20 protein-coding genes are annotated in these 22,019 nt (G+C 41.6%); 12 read left to right on the top strand and 8 right to left on the bottom strand.

Annotated elements, in window-relative coordinates; translation table 11 throughout:
* Positions 1–63 precede the first annotated feature (63 nt).
* From gdhA to LNTAR_RS09495, 12 genes are all read left to right on the top strand, one after another.
* Complete coding sequence (gene gdhA / locus LNTAR_RS09550) at positions 64–1,416, top strand: NADP-specific glutamate dehydrogenase (RefSeq protein WP_007278484.1); 1,353 nt, start codon at positions 64–66, stop codon at positions 1,414–1,416.
* A gap of 96 nt (positions 1,417–1,512) precedes the next feature.
* A complete protein-coding gene (locus LNTAR_RS09545; protein WP_007278483.1) occupies positions 1,513–2,313 on the top strand; it encodes a ThuA domain-containing protein in 801 nt (266 codons plus the stop codon).
* A gap of 125 nt (positions 2,314–2,438) precedes the next feature.
* Positions 2,439–3,281 (top strand): sugar phosphate isomerase/epimerase family protein, encoded by an 843-nt coding sequence (locus tag LNTAR_RS09540; protein ID WP_007278482.1) that lies wholly within the window; start codon positions 2,439–2,441, stop codon positions 3,279–3,281.
* Positions 3,282–3,648: 367 nt separating this feature from the next.
* Positions 3,649–5,160: a phosphoenolpyruvate carboxykinase (ATP) gene (pckA, locus tag LNTAR_RS09535; RefSeq protein ID WP_007278481.1), complete on the top strand. Its 1,512-nt coding sequence runs from the start codon at positions 3,649–3,651 to the stop codon at positions 5,158–5,160.
* On the top strand, positions 5,147–6,613 hold the full coding sequence (locus tag LNTAR_RS09530; RefSeq protein ID WP_007278480.1) for an ATP-binding cassette domain-containing protein: 1,467 nt from the start codon (positions 5,147–5,149) through the stop codon (positions 6,611–6,613). Before pckA ends, LNTAR_RS09530 begins: the two co-directional genes overlap by 14 nt.
* 86 nt (positions 6,614–6,699) lie before the next feature.
* Positions 6,700–7,137 (top strand): DciA family protein, encoded by a 438-nt coding sequence (locus tag LNTAR_RS09525; RefSeq protein WP_007278479.1) that lies wholly within the window; start codon positions 6,700–6,702, stop codon positions 7,135–7,137.
* Between the two features lie 10 nt (positions 7,138–7,147).
* A complete protein-coding gene (locus tag LNTAR_RS09520) occupies positions 7,148–7,603 on the top strand; it encodes a deoxycytidylate deaminase (RefSeq protein ID WP_007278478.1) in 456 nt (151 codons plus the stop codon).
* Between the two features lie 15 nt (positions 7,604–7,618).
* Positions 7,619–8,605: a porphobilinogen synthase gene (hemB, locus tag LNTAR_RS09515; RefSeq protein WP_007278477.1), complete on the top strand. Its 987-nt coding sequence runs from the start codon at positions 7,619–7,621 to the stop codon at positions 8,603–8,605.
* Positions 8,606–8,645: 40 nt separating this feature from the next.
* Positions 8,646–9,236 (top strand): pyridoxamine 5'-phosphate oxidase, encoded by a 591-nt coding sequence (gene pdxH, locus LNTAR_RS09510; RefSeq protein WP_007278476.1) that lies wholly within the window; start codon positions 8,646–8,648, stop codon positions 9,234–9,236.
* A gap of 17 nt (positions 9,237–9,253) precedes the next feature.
* Positions 9,254–11,077 carry a hypothetical protein gene (locus LNTAR_RS09505; protein ID WP_007278475.1) on the top strand — a complete coding sequence of 608 codons (1,824 nt, stop codon included), beginning with the start codon at positions 9,254–9,256 and terminating at the stop codon, positions 11,075–11,077.
* Positions 11,077–12,366: an AAA family ATPase gene (locus LNTAR_RS09500; protein WP_007278474.1), complete on the top strand. Its 1,290-nt coding sequence runs from the start codon at positions 11,077–11,079 to the stop codon at positions 12,364–12,366. The genes LNTAR_RS09505 and LNTAR_RS09500 overlap by 1 nt, the downstream gene beginning before the upstream one ends.
* Before the next feature lie 9 nt (positions 12,367–12,375).
* Positions 12,376–13,329, top strand: a complete 954-nt coding sequence (locus LNTAR_RS09495; RefSeq protein WP_007278473.1) for a hypothetical protein — start codon at positions 12,376–12,378, stop codon at positions 13,327–13,329.
* Here the strand turns inward: LNTAR_RS09495 and LNTAR_RS09490 are convergent.
* The 8 genes from LNTAR_RS09490 to infB all read right to left on the bottom strand — a co-directional run bounded on the left by LNTAR_RS09490 (position 13,326) and on the right by infB (position 22,009).
* On the bottom strand, positions 13,326–14,099 hold the full coding sequence (locus LNTAR_RS09490) for a YiiX/YebB-like N1pC/P60 family cysteine hydrolase (protein ID WP_007278472.1): 774 nt from the start codon (positions 14,097–14,099) through the stop codon (positions 13,326–13,328). The genes LNTAR_RS09495 and LNTAR_RS09490 overlap by 4 nt on opposite strands.
* 157 nt (positions 14,100–14,256) lie before the next feature.
* On the bottom strand, positions 14,257–16,098 hold the full coding sequence (locus LNTAR_RS25495; RefSeq protein WP_007278471.1) for an MlaA family lipoprotein: 1,842 nt from the start codon (positions 16,096–16,098) through the stop codon (positions 14,257–14,259).
* A gap of 110 nt (positions 16,099–16,208) precedes the next feature.
* The gene (locus LNTAR_RS09480; protein WP_007278470.1) at positions 16,209–17,339 is read right to left on the bottom strand and encodes a C39 family peptidase; all 1,131 of its coding nucleotides are present in this window, start codon (positions 17,337–17,339) and stop codon (positions 16,209–16,211) included.
* Position 17,340: 1 nt separating this feature from the next.
* A complete protein-coding gene (locus LNTAR_RS09475) occupies positions 17,341–18,201 on the bottom strand; it encodes a metallophosphoesterase (RefSeq protein ID WP_007278469.1) in 861 nt (286 codons plus the stop codon).
* The gene (locus LNTAR_RS09470; protein ID WP_007278468.1) at positions 18,202–18,729 is read right to left on the bottom strand and encodes a peptidylprolyl isomerase; all 528 of its coding nucleotides are present in this window, start codon (positions 18,727–18,729) and stop codon (positions 18,202–18,204) included.
* Positions 18,730–18,756: 27 nt separating this feature from the next.
* A complete protein-coding gene (locus LNTAR_RS09465; protein ID WP_007278467.1) occupies positions 18,757–19,407 on the bottom strand; it encodes a peptidylprolyl isomerase in 651 nt (216 codons plus the stop codon).
* A complete protein-coding gene (locus LNTAR_RS09460; protein ID WP_083800005.1) occupies positions 19,404–19,904 on the bottom strand; it encodes a thioredoxin family protein in 501 nt (166 codons plus the stop codon). Before LNTAR_RS09460 ends, LNTAR_RS09465 begins: the two co-directional genes overlap by 4 nt.
* 53 nt (positions 19,905–19,957) lie before the next feature.
* The gene (infB, locus tag LNTAR_RS09455) at positions 19,958–22,009 is read right to left on the bottom strand and encodes a translation initiation factor IF-2 (protein WP_007278465.1); all 2,052 of its coding nucleotides are present in this window, start codon (positions 22,007–22,009) and stop codon (positions 19,958–19,960) included.
* Positions 22,010–22,019: the final 10 nt, after the last annotated feature.

Here is a 22,019-nt window from a genome sequence, read left to right as displayed (position 1 = left end):
AAATTGGGTTTCATCACCTCAACGCATATATTTGCCTAAATCATAAATTTAGGAGACCCCCAGATGAGTAATCAATCTAATGCCGAACTCAAACATTTCATGCAAGGTCTCATCAAGCGAAATCCAGGTGAATTGGAATTCCATCAAGCTGTAGAGGAAGTTGCGATAAGCCTCATGCCTTTTATTCTCGATCATGATAAATATCGAGTGGGGCGAGTTTTAGAACGTCTGACCGAACCCGATAGAATCATCATTTTCCGAGTCTGTTGGGAAGATGACCTTGGTAACTTGCGAGTCAACCGCGGTTATCGTGTTCAATTCAGCAATTGCATTGGACCCTATAAAGGGGGACTCCGCTTTCACCCGTCTGTTAGTTTAAGTATCCTCAAATTCCTCGGTTTCGAACAAATTTTCAAAAATAGTCTCACCACCCTTCCTCTTGGCGGAGGTAAAGGTGGTGCCAACTTCAACCCGAAAGGCAAGTCTGATCGCGAAGTCATGCGCTTTTGTCAATCATTCATGACCGAACTCACACGCCATATTGGTGCTGACATTGATATCCCTGCGGGTGACATCGGAGTTGGTGCTCGTGAAATAGGCTATCTCTATGGTCAATTCAAACGACTCAATAATCGCCACACGGGAGCGATTACGGGTAAAGGTTTTGATTATGGTGGATCGTTGATGCGTCCTGAAGCCACTGGCTATGGCTGTGTTTATATGATGCGAGAGGCTCTCTCACATGCGGGAGATGATTTGGATCGCAAAACATGTTTAGTCTCAGGGGCAGGTAATGTGGCTCAGTTCTGTGCAGAGAAATTGATTCAACTGGGCGCTAAAGTTCTCACTATGTCAGATTCCGGCGGCACCATTTATGATGCTGAAGGTATCAATGAAGAAAAACTCACATGGATCAAAGAGCTTAAGAATGTACGTCGCGGTCGTATTTCTGAATACACAAAACAATTTCCAAAAGCAGAATACTTAGAAGGAAAACGTCCATGGGCTATCCCCGCTGATCTCTCTTTTCCCTGTGCGACACAAAATGAACTTGAAGAAAATGATGCAAAAAACTTGGTCAGCAATGCTTGCCAAGCGGTTTGTGAAGGAGCTAATATGCCATCAACAAAAGAAGCTATCGATGTTATCCAAGCTGCGAAAGTCATCTTTGTTCCAGGCAAAGCTGCGAATGCAGGTGGCGTCGCAGTTTCCGGCTTAGAAATGACTCAAAACTCGATGCGTATTCACTGGAGTGCCGAGGAAGTGGATCAAAAACTATTGGGGATCATGCAAAACATTCATCGAAAATGTGTGCGATATGGTGAAACAGATGATTACACTGATTATGTCAAAGGTGCCAATATTGCCGCCTTCTCAAAAATAGCCGACACCATGCTTGCTTATGGTGTGACCTAAAAAAAATCAAAAAATGTCATCTCCATGTGTTGAGATTGTTTTCGTTAGCACTAGTACAGTTTTGAAAACAATTTAATAACCCCCTATGGAGAACCCATGAAAAAATATATCCTACTCGCCCTCGCTCTTATGAGCATCTCAACTCTTGCTGATGCAAAGAAAATCCTTTATTTCACTCATGAGCCGGGCAGATGGCATAAATATGCGCCTCAAAAAGAGGTTTTTATCAAAGTTGCTAAAGAAGCTGGATGGGAACTCTCGGTTTCAACAGGTGATCACGATCCACAAATCCTTAAACTGCGCGACCCAAAACTCACTGAAGGTTATGATGCAGTCGTTTACAACTTCTGCTTTGCAAAATCCGAAGACTTAGAAGCTGCCGCCAATGTCATTGCTCAAACTAGAGAGAAAGGTGTGCCGGCTATGGTTATTCACTGTTCAATGCATAGTTTTTGGGCGACTTTCAAAGGCAAAGAACAAGGCAAGGCGACGATTAAAAATGGTCTTAAAGAAAAATGGGAAAAAGCTCACCCAGGTAAAGAATTCCCAATTTGGGGTGACTTCACTGGTGTAGCATCTACTAAGCACGGCCCTAAAGCTCCCATTAAAGTAGAAAAATGCTGCGATCACGATGCCACTAAATCACTTAAAGCAGAGGGCTACACGACAACTAAAGCCGAACTCTACAATAACTTTTACGTGACTAAAGAGGTAAAGCCTCTTCTCAATGGCATTCAAAAACAAGGAAAAAAAGAAGCTAAAGCGATCGTCATGTGGGAAGTTCCCCAAGGGAAAAGTAAAGTTATCGGTCTTTCTCTCGGTCACGATATCGGCGAATGGAACCAAGCTGAATTCCAAGGTCTTCTCAAAGACGCCGTTAACTATATGGTAAAATAATTTAACTTTTTTGTTGCGAACCGGCCTTAGGGTCGGTTTTTTTGTGTAAATAGCGCAATATTCATTCACAAACACGAATACATTGTTGTTAACTTAAATAATTTCTTAATCAAGTAAGGACTCAAATGAAAGTCTCACTCAATTTTCTTCTCTGGACAACTTTTGTCAGCGAAGATCAATTTTACCTTTTCGAAGAATTAAAAAACATGGGTTATGATGGCGTCGAAATCCCCGTGATGGATGGCGACTATGATCATTATCGCAAAATGAAAGCTGAACTTGATCGCCTTGGCCTCATGGCTTCTGCATCAACTTTTGTGGCTCCTGATGAAGATCCCATGTCTAGCGACCCTGAAGTTCGCGCCAAAGGTTTAGCGAAACTCAAAGATAATATTGATAAAGCTGAAATCCTCGGTTCAAAAACTTTGATTGGTCCAGTCTATGCGGCTCATAAGCAATTTGAACTTGAGGATTCGATGGAAGAATCATTCAAACGTTCTGCCTCTTTACTGAAAGAAGCCTGCCAATATGCTGCTCCAAAAGGCGTTCACATTGGTGTAGAATTCCTCAACCGTTTCGAAATCATTCTTCTCAACTGTGCCAAAGACTCGATGGATTACTGTAAACTTGTAGATGAACCTAATATTGGAATTCTTTACGACACTCACCATGCTCACATCGAAGAATACTCTATCCAAGGTGCCTTTGACGAAAGTGGTTCTTTCTTTAATCACCTGCACTTCTCCGAGAGCCACCGTGGTATTCTTGGTGAAGGTTTAGTGGATTGGGAAGCGACAAAGAAAGCAGTCAAATCACTCAAAAACTATGATGGCAATATTGTGATCGAAGCTTTTGCCGATGATGTTGAAGGTCTTCGTGAAGGCGCAAACCGTTGGCGTCCACTCTTCGGCGACAAACTTGACCTCGCTAAAAAGTCTCTTGACTTCACGCGCGAACTAATCAAGTAAACTCACCACTCGCAAAAAAAGAAGGCTGAATCATTTTGATTCAGCCTTCTTTTTGTCCATAGTGAGTGGTTCTTACTGATTCTCTACTGAGTTAGTTTTCACCACTGATTGACTACAAGACTTTGAACAACCACCACAACTTGAATTACAACTCATCAATATTGAGATCATTGTAATTATTGATGCCGCCATAGCAACTTTTATTAAAAAATATTTCATTGTTTACGCCCTTATAATTATTCTCAACACCCAATATTATTCGATAAAAAAGCAAAAATTATACTTTTTACTCTAAGTAGCATAATTAGCCTTGTTTTTATAAGACTCAACTCATAAGTTTGATTAGCCTGCAAACAAGGAGACTGTCATGCAAATCGAATTGGGTTTTGAACCCAAAAACATCTATCGAAACCTCTCTTATCAAGAGCTCCGTGAACACGAAATCAACAATCACGAAGGTGAGGTCACTACGCTTGGTGCCTACACCGTTGACACAGGTAAATTCACGGGACGCTCGCCTAAGGATAAATTCTTTACTCCCACGGATGATTTATGGGTGGGGCCCGTCAACCAAGAAGTCCCACTAAGCACATGGGATACGCTAAAAAAACGTGCCCTGGAACACTACGAGAACAAAGACATTTACCTCACAGATTGTTTTGCAGGCGCCGTGGATAATAGCAACCGCCTATCAGTTAGAATCATTTCCGAAATTGCGTGGCAATCACATTTCTGTAAAAATATGTTCATTCGTCCCAGTGATGACGAACTCCAGAATTTTACGCCAGAATTCACCATTATTAATGCCTGTAAGATCACGGCAGATGACTACGAAGAGCTCGGCTTAAACTCTCCTGTATTTGTCATTTTTAACATCGAAGAGAAAATGGCCATCATTGGAGGAACTTGGTATGGCGGGGAAATGAAAAAAGGTATATTCTCTGTCATGCATTACCTGCTCCCTCAAAAAGGTGTCCTCTCCATGCATTGCTCAGCCAACATGGACAAAGAAGGCCACACCGCCCTCTTCTTCGGTCTTTCAGGCACAGGAAAAACCACTTTATCGACTGACCCCAAACGCGAACTCATTGGTGATGATGAGCACGGCTGGGATGATGAAGGCGTTTTCAACTTCGAAGGTGGCTGTTACGCCAAAACAATTCGCCTCAATCCAGAATTTGAACCCGATATCTATGGCGCCATTCAAGAAAATGCCCTTTTAGAGAATGTGGTTATTCGAGAAGACAAAAGTATTGACTTTGATGATGATTCCAAAACAAAAAACACGCGTGTCTCCTACCCCATCGAACACATCGATAATCGCGTTTCTCCTGTGAGCCGTGGCAACCACCCCGAAGTCATTATTTATCTTTGTTGCGATGCCTTTGGCGTTGTGCCTCCTATCTCACGTTTAAATCGAGAACAGGCGATGGAGTACTTCATCTTAGGCTATACGGCTAAAGTTGCGGGAACCGAGTTGGGCGTTACCGAACCTCGTCCCGATTTTTCTCCATGTTTTGGTGGACCCTTTCTCACTCTACACCCTCGTCGTTACGCCGAAATTTTAGGTAAAAAAATTGATCAACATGAGTCTCGTGTCTACTTAGTGAACACAGGCTGGATTGGCGGACCTTATGGAGTTGGTGAAAGAATTAGTTTGCCCTTAACTCGAAAAATCATTGACGCAGTTTTAGATGGTTCAATTGAAAAAAACGGTTACTTTACTGATCAATCATTTGGTCTTGAAGTCCCTAATGCTATCGAAGGTGTTCCAAATGAAGTCATTCATCCAGAATTAGCTTGGGATAATGTGCAACACTATAGAGAGGAGGCGGCTAAGCTAGCCCAATTGTTTAAAGACAACCATGACAAATATTAAAAGCTGTTTAATAAAATTAGAAAACGCTCAACTTGTACTCCGTCAAAAACGCCTCCTAGAAAACTTTTCCTGGGAACTGAAAACTCATGAACATTGGACAATTATTGGGCCCAATGGTTCAGGAAAATCTCTACTCGTTGGACTGCTCACACAAAGGTACCAAGGAAAGGAAATTGAATTTTTCATTAATCCCGAGAAAATCCAGGAAGTTTCCTTCTCTGCTGTCCAAGAAAGTCTCGATTATGAAGCTTGGAATGACGACTCCGAATTCATCGAGGGTGGCTTTGATAAAGGTCGCTCAGTAAAAGAATTCATTTGCGAAGATCGCTATGAACTCGACCAAGATTTAATCACGCAATTCAAACTTGATAATTTTCTCGAAACAGGCATTAAATTCATCTCGAACGGAGAAATGCGTAAAGCGCATATCCTGCGTGCCTTAGTGCGGAATCCGCAAATCCTTATTCTCGATGGTATTTTCGAGGGCTTAGACAAAAAAGCCAAAGTTCAAATCGGCGCTATTATCAATGCACTGCCCGGCTCCACACAAATCATCAACTGTGTTCAAGATAGTGATCAAATCCCTGAAAAATGCACCCACCTTTTGTGCTTAGATAAATGCCAGATTATGAGTTCTGGACCGCGCTCACGCGTAGAAAGTTCGCGTGAGTTTGAGCGACTTTTCAAAGAACCTCCCCCCATACCAACAACTTTGCCTGACTCATACACCAGTCCAGAAATCATTGAAAAAGGCACTGAAATTATCCGCATGAAAGACCTCTCAGTTGTCTACGGAGAGAAAACCGTGATTAATCAACTCACTTGGTCCGTGAACGCAGGAGAGCATTGGTGCATCTCTGGCCCCAATGGTGCCGGAAAAACGACCTTGCTCTCACTTATTTCAGCAGATAATCCCCAAGGCTATGGCAAGGACTTCTATTTATTTGGTCGTAAGCGCGGAAGTGGTGAATCTATTTGGGACATCAAAAAACGCATTGGTATTGTGACGACTGAACTCCAACTCGAGTATCACCAAAATATTTTTGCCCTCGACGTGGTGGTTTCTGGCTTTTTTGATTCAATCGGACTCTACCGAGAAGCGGATGCCAGCCATTTACAAATTGCCCGTGATTGGATGCAAACTTTAGGGCTCAAAGACTTAGAAGATATTTCCTTCGAAAACCTTTCCTATGGCGAACGACGCAGTGTACTGCTCGCTCGTGCGATGGTTAAGTCGCCCAATATTTTAATTTTGGATGAGCCCTGTCAAGGCCTCGATAAACGCAACCGCACCGCTCTCATGAATACAGTCTCCTTTCTCGCTAAAGAAACCGACATGACCATTCTCTATGTTTCGCACAAAGCCGAAGCTCAGCTGGATTTCATCAAATATCACTTAGAATTTGTCGCCGAAGACGGCCAGCCCTGCTCTTTTGCTATTAGTAGTGAGTAAGTTTAATTCTGTTCGTGCTGTATTCTTTAGAGAAAAATGCTAGTTTTGAATTAACTTTTTACTAAAACTAATCGAGTCAAACTTTAATGGATGAACTAAAAGAAGAGCATAACTGGCGCACAGGTGAAATGCGTAAGTTGGGTTGGAAAGAACGCCAACGCGAACAGTCGCTTATCGATTTTTTTGGTTCAGCTTTTGGCCCCTCCGAAGCCTCGCATCTCATCCGCAATGATTCTGCTCCTATCCAGGGCTCACTCAATAACATCGTTAATAAATTCGAAAAAAAACTCAACAACCCTGCACGCATCCTACAAGAAGAGTGGGATCAATATGTAAGCGGGCCACTCGTCGAACATTCTCGCCCCAAGTTTCTACGCCCTGATGGTGCGATGATTATCGAAGGCGATAATTCCACCTACACTTACTCGCTCAGAAGCTATTATTCTCGAGAATTACTGATGCGTCTTCAACAACGCTTTCCCGGTCAGGTTAAAAGTATCATTTTTGTGACCGCAAAAACTTAAAGGTAAATACATGAGCAACAAAGAACGCCCGTCTTGGGATCAATACTTCATGAATATCGCACATGTAGCTGCGGAACGCAGCAGCTGCTCGCGCCGTCATGTTGCAGCCGTCATCGTCAAAGATAAACGCGTCATCTCAACTGGCTACAATGGCACTCCACGCGGCGTGAAAAACTGTGATGATGGTGGTTGCCCACGCTGTAACTCTGATGTCGCTTCGGGACACGGCCTAGATGAATGCCTCTGCTGTCATGCCGAGGAGAATTCTATCGTTCAAGCCGCATGCCATGGCATTTCGATTAATGGTGCCTCGATCTACACCACATACTCACCCTGTTTACTCTGTGCCAAAATGATTATTAATGCTGGAATACACGAAGTCATTTTCCATCAACGTTATAGCATTGACTCAACATCTTCACAACTTTTAAATGAAGCAGGGGTCACCCTGCGTCCCGTCGAATAAATCTAGGATTTTATCATGTCTTATAAGCTCCCCATACGCCCGCGTAGAAACCGCGTCAACTCATCCATCCGTAGTTTAGTTCAAGAAAACCAAGTCACGGTTGACGACCTCATCATGCCCCTCTTTGTCATTGAAGGCGAAGGTCAGAAAATTGAAGTTCCTTCAATGCCAAATATCTATCGTTTTTCTCTCGATAAATTAGCAGCTGAAGTCGCTGAATTATGGGAACTCGGAATTAAAGCCGTGGCACTCTTTCCCGCAATCAATGATGATCTGAAAGATTCAGTCGCAACTGAATCCACTAATCCCCAAGGCTTATTTCAGCGCGCTATCCAAACAGTGAAGCAAACCTGCCCTGACATGCTGACAATTTGTGACGTTGCCATGGATCCTTATAGCTCAGATGGCCATGACGGCTTTGTGGAAAACGGTGAAATCATCAATGATATCACTTTGCCCATACTTGCCAAAATGGCCGTTGCCCAAGCTGAAGCAGGCGCTGACATTATTGCTCCCTCGGACATGATGGACGGTCGTGTTGCGGTGATTCGAGACGTCCTTGATCAAGCAGGCTTTGCGAATGTTGGTATTCTTGCGTACACAGCAAAATATGCCTCAGCTTTTTATGGCCCTTTCCGTGACGCACTCGACTCAGCACCAAAAGCAGGCGATAAAAAAACTTACCAAATGAACCCTGCTAATACACGTGAAGCTCTACGAGAAGCCGAATTGGACACCGCCGAAGGTGCTGATATGATCATGGTTAAACCGGGCCTCCCCTATTTAGATGTGGTTCAGTCACTCTCACAAAGCTCACAACTCCCTATTGCGGTCTATAATGTGTCAGGTGAATACGCTATGTTACAGGCGGCAGCTGAAAAGGGTTGGTTGGATTACCGTAGCTCTGTTTGCGAAACTTTGATGTCTTTCAAGCGCGCTGGTGCAGATATAATTCTTAGCTATCACGCCAAAGAATTTGCGACATGGCAAAAAGAAGCATAGCTTTGCATAGTAATAGTATATAATTTTTTAAGGTAACACCATGTCTATCCCCATTAGCGAACTCATTGAACGCTTTCAAAAAGATCTAGATGCCACAACTCAAAAAGGCCACCCCGAACCTACTGCGATGACGCTTTCTACAGTTAATGAAAATGGCTTCCCATCTTCACGAGTTGTCTTGCTCAAAGCTTTTGATGAAAGAGGCTTCGTTTTCTATACCAACTTAACAAGTAGAAAATCTCGCGAGATCCAAAATAACCCCCAAGTCTGCATCAACTTCATGTGGCATAATATCTCCAAGCAAATCCGTGTTGAAGGCCGTGCGGAGCAAGTTTCTGACCAAGAAGCCGATGCTTATTTCGCCACGCGTGCCAAACAAAGCCAAATCGGTGCCTGGGCGAGTAAACAATCTACTGAAATTGAACAGAAAATGGATTTTAAAAAGCGGGTCGTCAAATATGGCTTAAAGTTTGCGACGAGCAAAGTTCCACGACCAGATTTCTGGTCGGGCTTCCGCATTGTTCCGAGCAAAATCGAATTTTGGCAAAAACGCGACTTCCGCCTGCATGAACGCCAGGTCTTCACCCCTGACACATCTGTGAACTGGAACGAAGTTCGCCTTTACCCCTAAGAAAAGTCGGAATAACTATGCCAGATAGTCCTCATTTATATATTTTAGAGCACCATAAATTTCAGCTCTTAAAAATATTAGATGAGGGCAGCCAACACCTTGTCGCCTTGGTCAAAAACCTCGAAGGGGTGAATCTTGAGTTACAGCTCTACATTCGTAGCGAAGCTAATGCTGCCATGCTTGATCGCTTTGATGATAAAGTTAAAAAATCTGCCAAAGCTAAAGGTCCATTTTATCTCAATCATGCTGCTTACGCCCGTCATGACAAATACTCAATCATTTGTTATAGGCAACTGGATAGTCGCGCGCTCATCCCACAATTTGGTTTTTCACAAGAAAGTCATTCCTCGCAGGATTTTGAACTCATTTTTCAAACTTTAGAAAGCACCCAAGAAGAGCTCGAAAAAAATGAGAACTTAAACCCCCTTATTCCCGCTCTGCGCTTCATTAAAAATAGGCACGAGTCGTTTATCAAGCTGCGCACTCCTGGTGCTTGCCCGATTCATCAATTGATCATCGACAAAAATGATGCTGATTTACTTGATATATGCCCTCCTTCGAAATTGAGTTCAAAGGAACAGTTTTTCTATTTCAGAAACCGCCTTTTCCTTTATCTAGTCTGTGGCAAAGCTAAACCAGTTGAGTTCAAAATCCAACACAAACTTTCCCCACTCCTGCAACAACTCTTTAACGCTATTAAACAAGATCCACTCAATTGTCAACTCACTCTAAGAGATATTGAAACGGAATTCATTCGTAAAGAAAAACAAAGAAAGCTTATGAAAATTTCTTTCTCTATTTTTCTTTCCTTATTCATCTTGGCATTTGTTTTTAAAGATAAATTCTTTAATAGCGATTGGCTAGGAGACATTTATGACCCCATCAGCCTCCAAGTAGAAAGGGAAAGGAAAGTTACTCCTAAGAAAGCCTTTGATGAGCGCGCTCTGAAAAATGAACAGCAGGCGATTATTAACCTTGCTGAAATGGGCTTTGCGGATCGCGCAAAAAAACGTCAGCAACTTTCTCGTCTCTTTTACAAAAACGATGCCGATTTTCAAAATTTCACTTTTGAATTGGAAAACTCATTAAGTCAAATTTTCACTAAAGCCCTGCAAGAGCTTCAACGTTCGATGGAAAACGAGGACTATGATCGCGCCGAGAAAATCATTGCTAACATCGACAAACATTATCCAGAACACAATAAAAAGCGTGAATTCGATAATTATTTAGGTTCGATATCCTTCAAAAAGATTCAGAATAAGAAGAGAGACCTCAAGAAAAAAGTTTTTGTTGAACAGGAATTACCCATCCTCAAAAATATTAATGAAGAATATCAAAATCGCTTGCTCAAACCTTTAAAAAACTTAAGGGCGATTCACGATCTCGCCAAGGAATCCGAAGACAAAGTTGAAAACCAAGATTTACTACACCTTTTACGTTGTGAGCAACTGTACGCAAAAGCGGAATATCAGCTTTTCTATGACACCATTAAGCAGCAGGATTTAGCAAAATCTACAACTTTTTTAGCGCGTCATTTCCCCCAGTACAAAACGGTAAAAAAAGTTACGCCGTTCGGCTTTGATTTAGATGATGGTTCACAAGCTTCTTACACATTTTTTAATGCGGAACAACTCGCAGACCTATTCATCTCTAGCCTCCCTGCTAACAAAAGAAAAAAACTCAATATGGCACTCTATTGCTACAAGCATAAACTAAATGAACTGTTTAAAGTATTTAGTGAACAAGTGAAAGATCCAAAGGATCAGAAATTACTGGAATTTATCCAACGGAGCGTCAAAGTACGTGAATCACTTATGAAGCAAAGTTCGATGGAGATATAATGAGCGCTCATTTAATAATTATTGAAGGTCCTGAACCAGGCCTGACAGTCCCACTCAATGAAGGCATTCAGTTTATTGGTCGTGACACCAGCACCGACATCTGTATCCCTCACCCTTCGATTTCCAAAATCCATGCTTCCCTCGACCTCAGAAGCGGTGAATTAACACTCTCGGACTGTGACAGTACCAATGGCATTAAAGTCCACGGTAATAAACACAAACAAATTAAAATCGAAGATCAAGACACATTTCTTATCGGTGACATTCTCGTTCGATTTATCAGCGGTTCAGATATTAAAAATACTTTGACTGACTTCTCGAATCGCATTCCCATTTTGCGCAATGAAATCAAGAAAATTATTGTGGGCCAAGACGATGTTGTTGCGCAAATCTTAGCAGGTATCTTCGGTGGGGGCCACTGTCTACTAACGGGTGTTCCTGGCTTAGCCAAAACAATCACAGTCAATTCTATCTCTAAAGTTCTTAATCTCGACTTTAAACGCATTCAGTTCACTCCCGATCTCATGCCTACTGATATCACCGGCACAACTATTCTCGATGAAGATGAACAAGGCAGACGTTCCTTCAAATTTGTTAAAGGTCCTATTTTTACACAGCTACTTTTAGCGGATGAAATCAACCGAACGCCGCCAAAAACTCAAGCGGCATTACTTGAGGCCATGCAAGAGAAGCAAGTGACAGTCGGTGAAAAAACTCTCCAATTGCCATCGCCTTTCATTGTGATGGCTACGCGAAATCCGGTAGAACAAGAGGGAACTTATATCCTTCCAGAGGCTCAACTCGACCGCTTTATGTTCAATATCAATATTGATTATCCAAGTCCAACTGAAGAAGAAGAAATCTTACGTCGGACTTGTTCACCTAGTTCTGTTCACCTTAAGCAAATCTTTCAGGCCAGCGATATCATTCGCTTCAGGAAAGCTATTGAACGAGTCGAAACCTCACCCCTCGTCATTTCCTATGTCACAGCTCTCACCCGAGCTACCCGCCCTGGAACGAAAGACTGTCCTGAGGAGCTCAATGAACTCATCGAATATGGTGCCGGTCCACGTGCGGGCCAATACCTCATTCGAGGTGCTAAGGCTTTTGCCGCTATGGAAGGCCGAAGTTTCACAACTTGTGACGATATCAAAAAATGTGCCATCCCGGTATTACGACACCGTATTTCACCAAGCTTCAAAGCTCAAGCGACTCGCATGAGTGAAGATGATTTAGTCCACAAATTACTAAGCCTTATCCCAGAGCCGGAAATACCTCAATTTGTCTAATTTCATTTCATGACCAAACTAAGTAAATTCCTATTTTTGAGCTTCCTCTGCGTAATCAAGCTCAGTCTTACAAGCCAAGTCAAAAAAGTTACTCTAGAAGAACTAAACACCTCCCTGCTTCCTCAAGTATGTATTCAATACGATGACATTCAGTATGACAAAAATCAGAGTTTACAAATCATTAAACAATATCTCGCCTATTATGTCGGTGCTCCTAGCGATGCTCAAACCGTCAAAAGCTTTATCCGTAATTCCTTGGAGCAATACTTCTCTTTTAAAGCTCTTTATGAGCTCAGTAGAAATGCAGGCTGCGCAGCTGATATGGATGAAGCACGGAAATTTTATGATGCTTATTCCAATCGCTTAAGCCTCTCTAAACTCATTGAAGAATTAAGTGTTTTAAACCTCAGCAAAGAAGAAATCATTAGGATCATTTACGAAAAACAAAGCGTCCAAAACTACCGAAAAAAATTGTTCAAAAACTATCTCATTGGTGAAGCTGAAGCCATGCTTTATTACCATGAGAATAAAAACACTTTCACTCAAGCAGCTGGTTTAAAGTTTAATTCATATAAAATCGAAAACGCCCTTACTTCTTCTGACGTTCAGTCGATTAACCGTTTATTAGCGCAAGGCTTGAGTTTTGAGAAAATTTTACAACAGAAGGGGATCTCCTTTACGCCCTTACCAGAACAATTTATCAGTGAAACTAAACTCCACGAATCAGATTTCGCTGTCATGAGAGGAGATGCTCAAATACATCAAATCTATATGATTAACAGTCCAATAGGCCCACTTCTTTGCAAACCCACAAGTAAAGTTGATGCTAAACTATTAGCTTTTGAAAAAGTTAAAGAAAAGATTATAAATTCACTCAAAAGCCATCAGGTCAACAAGCAACTCAAGATTGAAATTAAGCAACACCTCGAACTCAAAGGCTTCAAAAACTTCATCCAACCCTAAAAACGCAATTCCATCTTACGCAACTCTTCGTCAGTTGCCCAAAGTAATTGATGCGGATCAAAATCTTGATATATCGTTGGCTTAACTATTTCAAAATATGGTGAAACATCAAAGTCCCGTGGCGCAAAGAGGCTATGATGCCGTATGTGATAGAGCTCACGACATTCATCATCTTCCTCACATGGTTGTAACCGCTCTGGCAAGATGGGATATTTAACTGACTGAAAAGCCATCGCAATTAAAGAAGAACAAATGGCTCGTGTGGGATCTCCACTACCAAGTGCTAATAATTGGCGACGCCACTTTGTTGGAATGGGTGGTGGATGCAGAAAATATCTGGCTAAATCAAATATATTCTTCAAATCGTACTGATAACCTAAACGATCAATTAGAAACTGGATTAGATCTTTTAATTCATCAGGAGTAATACCTACAGGACGGCAGATCCGTGTATGAAAAGAAGTGTATTGACTAATGGGCACAGCTCGTACACCTTCAACAACGTCCGCTTCAATAAGAACCGCCTTCTCTTCACCTTCAGCTTCTAGGCCACAATCACCCACATAGATCGCTGAATGAGACCATGTGGACTGTGTGATATACTTAATAGCTGAGCTAAAGCGACTACTCCCTTCCACTAAGAGGACATCACCTGGTTTTAGATTTTTCTTGAGCAACTCAGGGTTAGAGGTCGCCACATACATACCCCTCGGTCTTTCACGAGCCAAATAACCGGCAATTGACTCACCTAATCTTTGTAATAAACCCATAAAAGTGCCCTTTATTTAAACCCGTATTTTAATAAAGTTCCTTGGAAAGTAATTAGCAATAATTTTGGAAGACACTTTTACTTTTGTACCTCCTTTGAATTTGATCCAGACATAAAAAAAGCCCTCGAAAGGGCTTTTTTTAATCTTTATGTGAGAATTATTTTTCTAAAACTTCAACAATTTCAGATCTCACTTTATCTGTGATAAGATCACCTAAGTGACCACCATCTTCAAATACTTTTGCGCGGTCACCAAAAGTTGATTTTACCCACTCATCACTTCCTGCTTCATTTAAGAAATCGTTTTTGTTAGTAAACACAAAAATGCGATCATTAGCTTTAAGCTTATCTGTGAGTGACTTGAGGCTTACATCTTTAGCAACTTGCTCTTCACTTAAGCCTGTCTCTAATAATTTAGGCATAACAAAATTCTTATAATAATCTTCCCATGAGTACTGACTTAGTGTATCGTAGAGACCATTCTTTGGTGTGAACTCATTATTGGCCATGATTTCTTCTTGGTAGGCACTAATAAAGAGCATATCACGAAGTGTTTTGCGGAAACTTAAACCTATTAAATAGTTGGCTTCAGCATCTGTAAATGGCATATTTTGATTGTGTTCTATTTTTTGGCCATTTGCGAGGATCGCAGCGACTTTTGTTAGAGTACCAAGAACAAATCTTTCTCTCTCTTCTTGTGTCTCTAGAGCAAGCGGTGCATTATATGATTTGTCGAGTTGTTTAAGACCATAAAGAAGATCTAGCGGAGAATCAATCGCAATATATTTATTGAATTTTAAAGCATCTTCTTCGGTTTCACTTGCGGCTAAGTTGAGCAGGTAGTATGCCCCGAGCGATACACCCATAACAGATCTATCACCAAATTGACCTACGTAATTCTTTTCAAGATCCGCATCAATTGCTGACATGAACTTTTTGATATTCTTAACATCTTTTGGTGTATATCCAGGGTACGTACCTTCTTTAGATTTGAGCACTGGCTCAAAATTCATGAGATTCGAGAAAGTCACAACATTATAACCCTTCATGTAAGCCATCTCTGCGAGGAACATTGGCTGACCAGAACTTCTATGTGAGCCAAGACCTGGAATCACGTACATGAGTGGCGCTGGTTTATTTTGTAACCAGTAGTTATAATTAATGGTTTCGCCAGTGCTGGCTACCTGAAGCTCACCTTCTTCTTTCCAGTCTTCAAAATCTTTTTCACGTGGCTGCAAGTAAACAGCTCTTAAAGTTTGTGTTGCAGGTGAATCTTCACCTTGGAAACTGATTGGATCTGTATTGTAACGACGCGTCACAGAGTAGATCAAACGACGTAAGTCATAAGGGTCGTACTGAGTTTCATTTAAAGCGCGGTAGGCATCCGTAAAGAAAGTCGCTCGGTTAAAGATCAAGAAGTAATTGAGTATCTTTGCGTCTTTATCGTAATTGAGTGGGTTCATAAAATAGTCACCTACTTTACCAACTAAATCACGATCTGAACTTGGACCTAAGAGGGGTATATAAAGATAGAAATTATTTTCCCATCCCCATTTAGCAAAAGTCTTACCTGTGTCTTGTTTCGCCGCTTTTAGATTATATTTGTCTGCAGCAACATCACGGAAACCAAGAATACCAATAGTTGTATTAAGAATAAAGCGGTCAGTAGTCCTACCTAAACCATCCCAATCAGCTTGGAGGAGGTTATTGATAAAGTTTCTAGGGAAGAGAATATTATCAAAGAAATTGTTAATACCAGTTCGTCCAGTTTCTGGCACAACATAACGATAACCGTCCGAAGCTGGTTCAATAATGTAGTTCATCAACTTATCATCTACGTAATAACTCACGCGGTTGGCACGCTCAATGGGGTCAGGTGTTAACTCTACACCAGGAACAATTTCACCTTCCGGTAAGGGCTTTTCCCATTCGCTGTATTGTGAACTACATGATTGTAGTAGGACAACAGCCAAACTAAAAATTGGCAAAAACTTCTTCATAGACAAACTCCTAAAATAAATAATATGATACTCAAATTTAAGCCTGCTAATTTTGAAGTCCATAATTTCTAAGGTGAAAAAATGGATTTATAGCTATCTTTTACTCAGAATCACTTAGGAACTACATCATAGAGACGTGTTGTCACTAGATAAGCATACTTTAGGGGCCAGCGTTTAATTTCGTGCCCTTTCCCCCAGGAATCAGAATAAAGGATCTCGCGAGTCTTTGAATTGTAACCTATGATCATACGCATATGTCCACCCATTTTGCCTTCTAGGACTCCTTTTTCAGGAAAGGCGCCCGCCATCATCGACCAAGCAATCATTCGACCGCGATCTATCCGTTTGATAACTTCTTTTTCAAATCGAGCCATATCGCGATTTTTGTCTTCGATCTCACGTGCCCACGCTTTCACCTCATTTGCTGTCACCCTGTAGGGGATTTGATCATAATAATTGACTTTGATATCTCGAATACTCAGCGCAATTCTACCTTTTTTAACCGCATCCATCGCTTGCCTTAGACTCGTGCCACCCTCACTACTTGAATGAGCCACCATAGCGAGCTCATGCATACTCACATCCACACCATAATGCTGACCAATTCTCGTTAAAGTTGCAGGAACACAATAACCTTTTTCACCCTGATCAATCATCGGGATCATATCAATATACACATCCCCCGTCGAAGTCTTTTTTATAAAAGCTTTGGTCTTTGTTTCGGAATTCACACGATCACTAGTGGCATAGTTTCTCATAACCAAGCTTAGATAACTCGGCTTTTTCTTTTTGTCGTGGCCTATAAGCAAACGGACTTCGTATTTTTGAGTGATCATAAAACTGTAAGCTAAGCCTCGGGTGGCTCCGTCTTTGGCAAACCTTTTTGGCTTTACCCCAAAATGGGCACTTAACTTATTCAATAAATCTTTATAAATTTTCTCGAATTCATCACTACTTTTCTCCCCTTGATCACCTTTGTTATAGATCCAGCTATCCAATCGTACTAACTTCCCCTTTGCAGTAAAATAGGCCAAGGATTCATAAGCATTATACCCCATTACACTAGAGCTTTTAGAAATGGCGACTCGCTTGTTATCTCCTTTCCAGACAAAATCTTTATTGCTATCAACAAACTGAGACGACGCTAGTGTTGCCGTATTGGGATCTTTAAAAAGCGATTCGATTTCCGCGGCATTAACGACACTAAACAGCAAAATATAAATATTAAATAATAACTTCATTTCATCCTCCTAATTGATGAATAACTATTTCTGGGGGACAATTAAAACGAATGGGAGAATTCGAAGACCCCGTACCTCGATGAGTGTAACCCTGCATCTTAGCATATTCAAACTTGCCACTGGCGTACTTTCGCGCACAGCGGGCTCCCCAATAAATGTGCCCCAAGTATGGAAAGCAAACTTGCCCACCATGTGTATGACCACACAAATAAAAATCTATTTCCCTGTTTCCCGCTTCATGAACGATCTCAGGACTATGTGCGAGAAGGAGGGTGAAGTCCTCCCCTTTCCTATCCTTCAAGGATAAACTTAAATCATCGGTCCGATAATAATGTGGGTCGTCGACCCCAGCAATATAAAAGCCGGACTTATACTCCATTCCGGAATTCAATAGAACTTCGATGCCTAAAGTTTCTAAACTCTGCAAAGTTTGTGTGCAATCGTGATTGCCTGGCACGGCCAAAACTCGACTACGCTTTAATAAGTACTTTGCTAATATGAAGGTTGGCTCAAGTACCTGAGCATCAAAATCTCCCTTGTCATAGCGAAAATCGCCCGTCCAAACTACTAAGTCATATTCGAGTTCATCCAACTTTTGAAGAAGATTTTCGAGGAGACCTGGCACCCCGTCTAAGTGTGTGTCGCTTAAATGCAAAAGGCGCATTCCTTCTACTTCTTTGGGAAGATTAGGAAAGCGCCAATTATAATTGCGAACTTGAAGATCGAGAGCATTTTTAAGCCCTTTTGAGCCAATACCGCTAAGCTTGACAAACTGGGTGATCAAACGTTTTTTGAGTGAGTCACCTGACTTAGCTTGTTTAACTTCGCGTAACTTGCGAACTTCAAGACTACTTTGATCCATTTAGCCGTTTTTGCTAACTTTGTAGTCTTTATCGCCTTTGGATTCAACTTCAATTGAGAAGTAAACTTTTTCTGATGGTGGGATCGGATCCTGAGCAGAACCAACTGCTTCGAGAGCATCGATCACTTCGAGACCTTCAACGACTTGACCAAACACACTGTAGCCACCATCTAAGAATGGCGTTGCACCAAAGCAAACGAAGAACTGACTGCCATTCGTATTAGGTCCAGCATTAGCCATAGAAAGAATACCACGTGCGTCGTGCTTAGCTTCTGGGTGATGCTCATTATCAAATGTGTAACCAGGACCACCAGTACCAGGCGAACCAGATTCTGCATCTTTCTTCGTATTTGGGCATCCACCCTGAGCCATAAAGCCCTTCAATATGCGATGGAAACGTAAATCTTTATAGAACCCAGATTCAGCTAACTCAATCATGTTAGCAACTGTATTTGGAGCTTTATCTTCGAAAAGCTCAGCGATCATTGTACCCTTGTCGGTAATGATTTTAACGCGAGGATTGGACATAATCTCTTCCTTAATTTTTTCTTACTTTTAGTTCTTTTTTACTTTGTAGAGGTGATCATTTTTTTGTAGCAACTCAACTGAAAAAGTCACTTTTTCTTTGAGTGGGAAGCCATCACGCTGGGCACCAATTGCTTCAATTTTATCTAAAACATCTAAACCTTCAATAACCCGACCAAACACATTATAGCTCCCGTTTAAAAAACTCGACTCTTTGAAGAGAATGAAAAACTGACTGCCATTGGTATGTGGGCCCGAATTCGCCATGGATAGAATCCCTTTTTGCGAATGGCGCAACTGGGGGTGTGTTTCGTTATTGAAACTATAACCTGGACCACCAGTCCCTGGACGTTTTCGTGTCTTGTCATTACTGCGAGAATAAGGACATCCACCCTGAGCCATAAAACCACGAATAACACGGTGAAAATGCATATCGTTATAAAAACCACTTTCAGTTAAACTCACAAAGTTCGCTACCGTATTTGGTGATTTGTCTTCATAAAGCTCAGCAATCATTACACCTTTAGAGCTAGTGATTTTAACAACTGGATGACTATATGGCTTGGAGGGCTTATTCGGCACTGGAGTCATTTCAGCTTGAGTCTCTTTTGAGCTATCTGAACTTTGGCAGCCAACAATAAACAGAGCTAACACTAAGAGTTTAAATAATTTCATCATCATTCCCAATCAGGTACAATTCTTGGATAGTTATTAACGAGTGATTCCACACCATCTTCTTCAATTAACTCTCCATTCATCCCATAAATAATAAGCGTCGGAGTCTTCACAATTTTATACTTAGAAGTCAATGTTTTACTGCGCTTATCTGATACAATAAAAAAATCAGAGCCATACTTGTCCATATATTCGGCAAACTCCTCATAATCTGGACCTGAATTCACAACGACCACGCTTAAACGATAGTCGTATTTTATAGCCATATCTCTAAGTAAGCTTTCAAACTCAGGTGACTGTGGATTATTACTGGAGGTAAAATAAAGCGCTAAGGTTTTATCTTGTAAAACGCGCAAATCAACTTCATCACCATCTGCATAAGTCACCCCATCAGGAAACATATTCTGTAGCGTCGACGACAACTTCTTTTCTTCATAATTATGAATATCAGTCGAGCACGAAATCAATGAAAACAGCATCAGGCTGAATAGTAAAATTCTCATTTTCAATCCTTAAATAAAAACTGCCGCAACAAAAGCTACGGCAGTCAAATTAGTTAAAGTGTGTCAGCCACTTCGACGTAATCAAATACTTCGATCTGGTCACCGACTTCAAAGTCGTTGAAGTTATCCAGAAGGATACCGCATTCAACACCATTAGCAACTTCTTTTACGTTGTCACGGAAACGACGTAAAGATTTGATTGTACCAGTATAAATGAGGTCTTCACCGCGATGTACACGACAGTGCGCACCGAGCTTCACTTTGCCATCACGAACAACTGAACCACAAATCTTACCTTGGTGAGCCAAGAATACTTGAAGAATCTCAGCTTTACCAACGGCTTGTTCTTTGTGAGTCTTATCGAGGAGACCCGTCATGCATTCGCGAGCTTCGTCAATGAGTTCATAAATCAGTGAGTAAAGTTTGATCTCAACATTTACTTGCTTCGCAACTTTATTGATGCCAGGATTTACACGTGAGTGGAAACCAATAATTTCAGCGCCTGCAGCAGAAGCTTGCTGAACGTCGGCATTACTAATTGAACCAACAGCATTTGTAATCACTTCGAGATTAATCTTTTCAGATTCAATCGCTCTAAGCTCAGACTCAATAGCTTCACCCGTACCACGAGTATCAGATTTAATGAGTACTTTATAAACTTTTTTCTCTTCTTCGTTAACTTGACTAAGCAGATCTTCGAGAGAAGTAACACGCGGCTTAACGAGCTTTTCTTGACGTAGTGCGTGTACACGTTCATCAGCAAAAACCTTAGCTTCACGTTCATTCTTACAAGTTAGACCTTTTGCTCCAACTTCAGGAGGTCCATTAAGACCGAGAAGTTTCACCGCGTCAGATGGCCCTGCTTTTTTGAGTCTTTTACCGTTGCTGTCAACCAAAGCTTTCACTTTACCATAGAACTCCCCACAGATAACAGCATCGCCTGGCTTAAGTGTACCATTTTTAATAACGACATTCGCCGTTGCACCCATACCCTGTTCAAGCTCAGATTCAACAACCACAAAACTTCCTGGAAGACGTGGATTACCTTGGAGCTCGTTAAGTTCTGATTCTAAGTGAATACGCTCGATGAGTTCATCGAGGCCATCGCCCGTTTTTGCAGAAATTTTAACGACACCATAATCACCACCCCATTCTTCTGTAAGAATACCGAGGTTCTGTAATTCAGTGAAAACGCGATCTGGATTAGCCGTTGGCAAGTCCATTTTATTAATCGCAATAATCAATGGACGTTCAGAATCCATAATGATTTTTAAAGCTTCTTTTGTCTGAGCGTTAACGCCATCATCGGCCGCAACGATCAAGATACAAATATCAGTGACATCGGCACCGCGCTGTCTCATAGCAGAGAAAGCTGAGTGACCAGGTGTATCGAGAAACGTCACTTTCATGCCTTTGCGCTCAACCATACTCGCACCTGTGTGCTGAGTAATTGCGCCAGCTTCACCAGCTACAACGTTCGTGTCTCTAAGAGCATCGAGGAGCGAAGTTTTACCGTGGTCAACGTGACCCATCACCGCCACTATTGGAGGACGTGCAACGCGATCAGCTTCTTTATCTTCTGGTTGCTCAGGCTCAGAGAGCTTAACAACTGGCTTTGATTCTTCTTTTTTCTCTCTCTTGTCAGCAACGAGTTTTAAGCCTCGTGATTTAAGGAGTGCTTCACATTTGTCTGCAGCAATTGACTGCGTGATAGAAGCGAAAACGCGCATTTTCATGAGCTCACTCACAACCACGTTTGGTTTTTCACCAATAGCTTCTGCAACATCTTTAACGATGAATGGGGGCTTCATGTGGATCTCGTTCGGATCGCGATGCTCCATTTCATCTTTGTGCTCTTCTACGATTTCGATGTAATCATCTTCGAGAATTGATTCTAAAGTCAGGTCGTCAAAACCTTGGTCAGCTAAAAAGTTAAGAACACTTTCTGGAGCTAAGTGTAAGCGACGAGCAATCGCCAATACACATTTTTCGTCTAAAATGACCTCAGTCTTTTTAAGCGTAACTTTTCCGCCTTTCTTACGAGTTGCGCCTCTACGACCGCCGCCTGGGCGACCGCCTTGGGGTCTTTGTCTTTGATTTGCCATAATTACTTAA

The sequence above is a fragment of the Lentisphaera araneosa HTCC2155 genome, assembly GCF_000170755.1.
GTDB classification, from domain to species: Bacteria; Verrucomicrobiota; Lentisphaeria; order Lentisphaerales; family Lentisphaeraceae; genus Lentisphaera; species Lentisphaera araneosa.
This window is presented reverse-complemented; position numbering and strand designations above follow the sequence as displayed.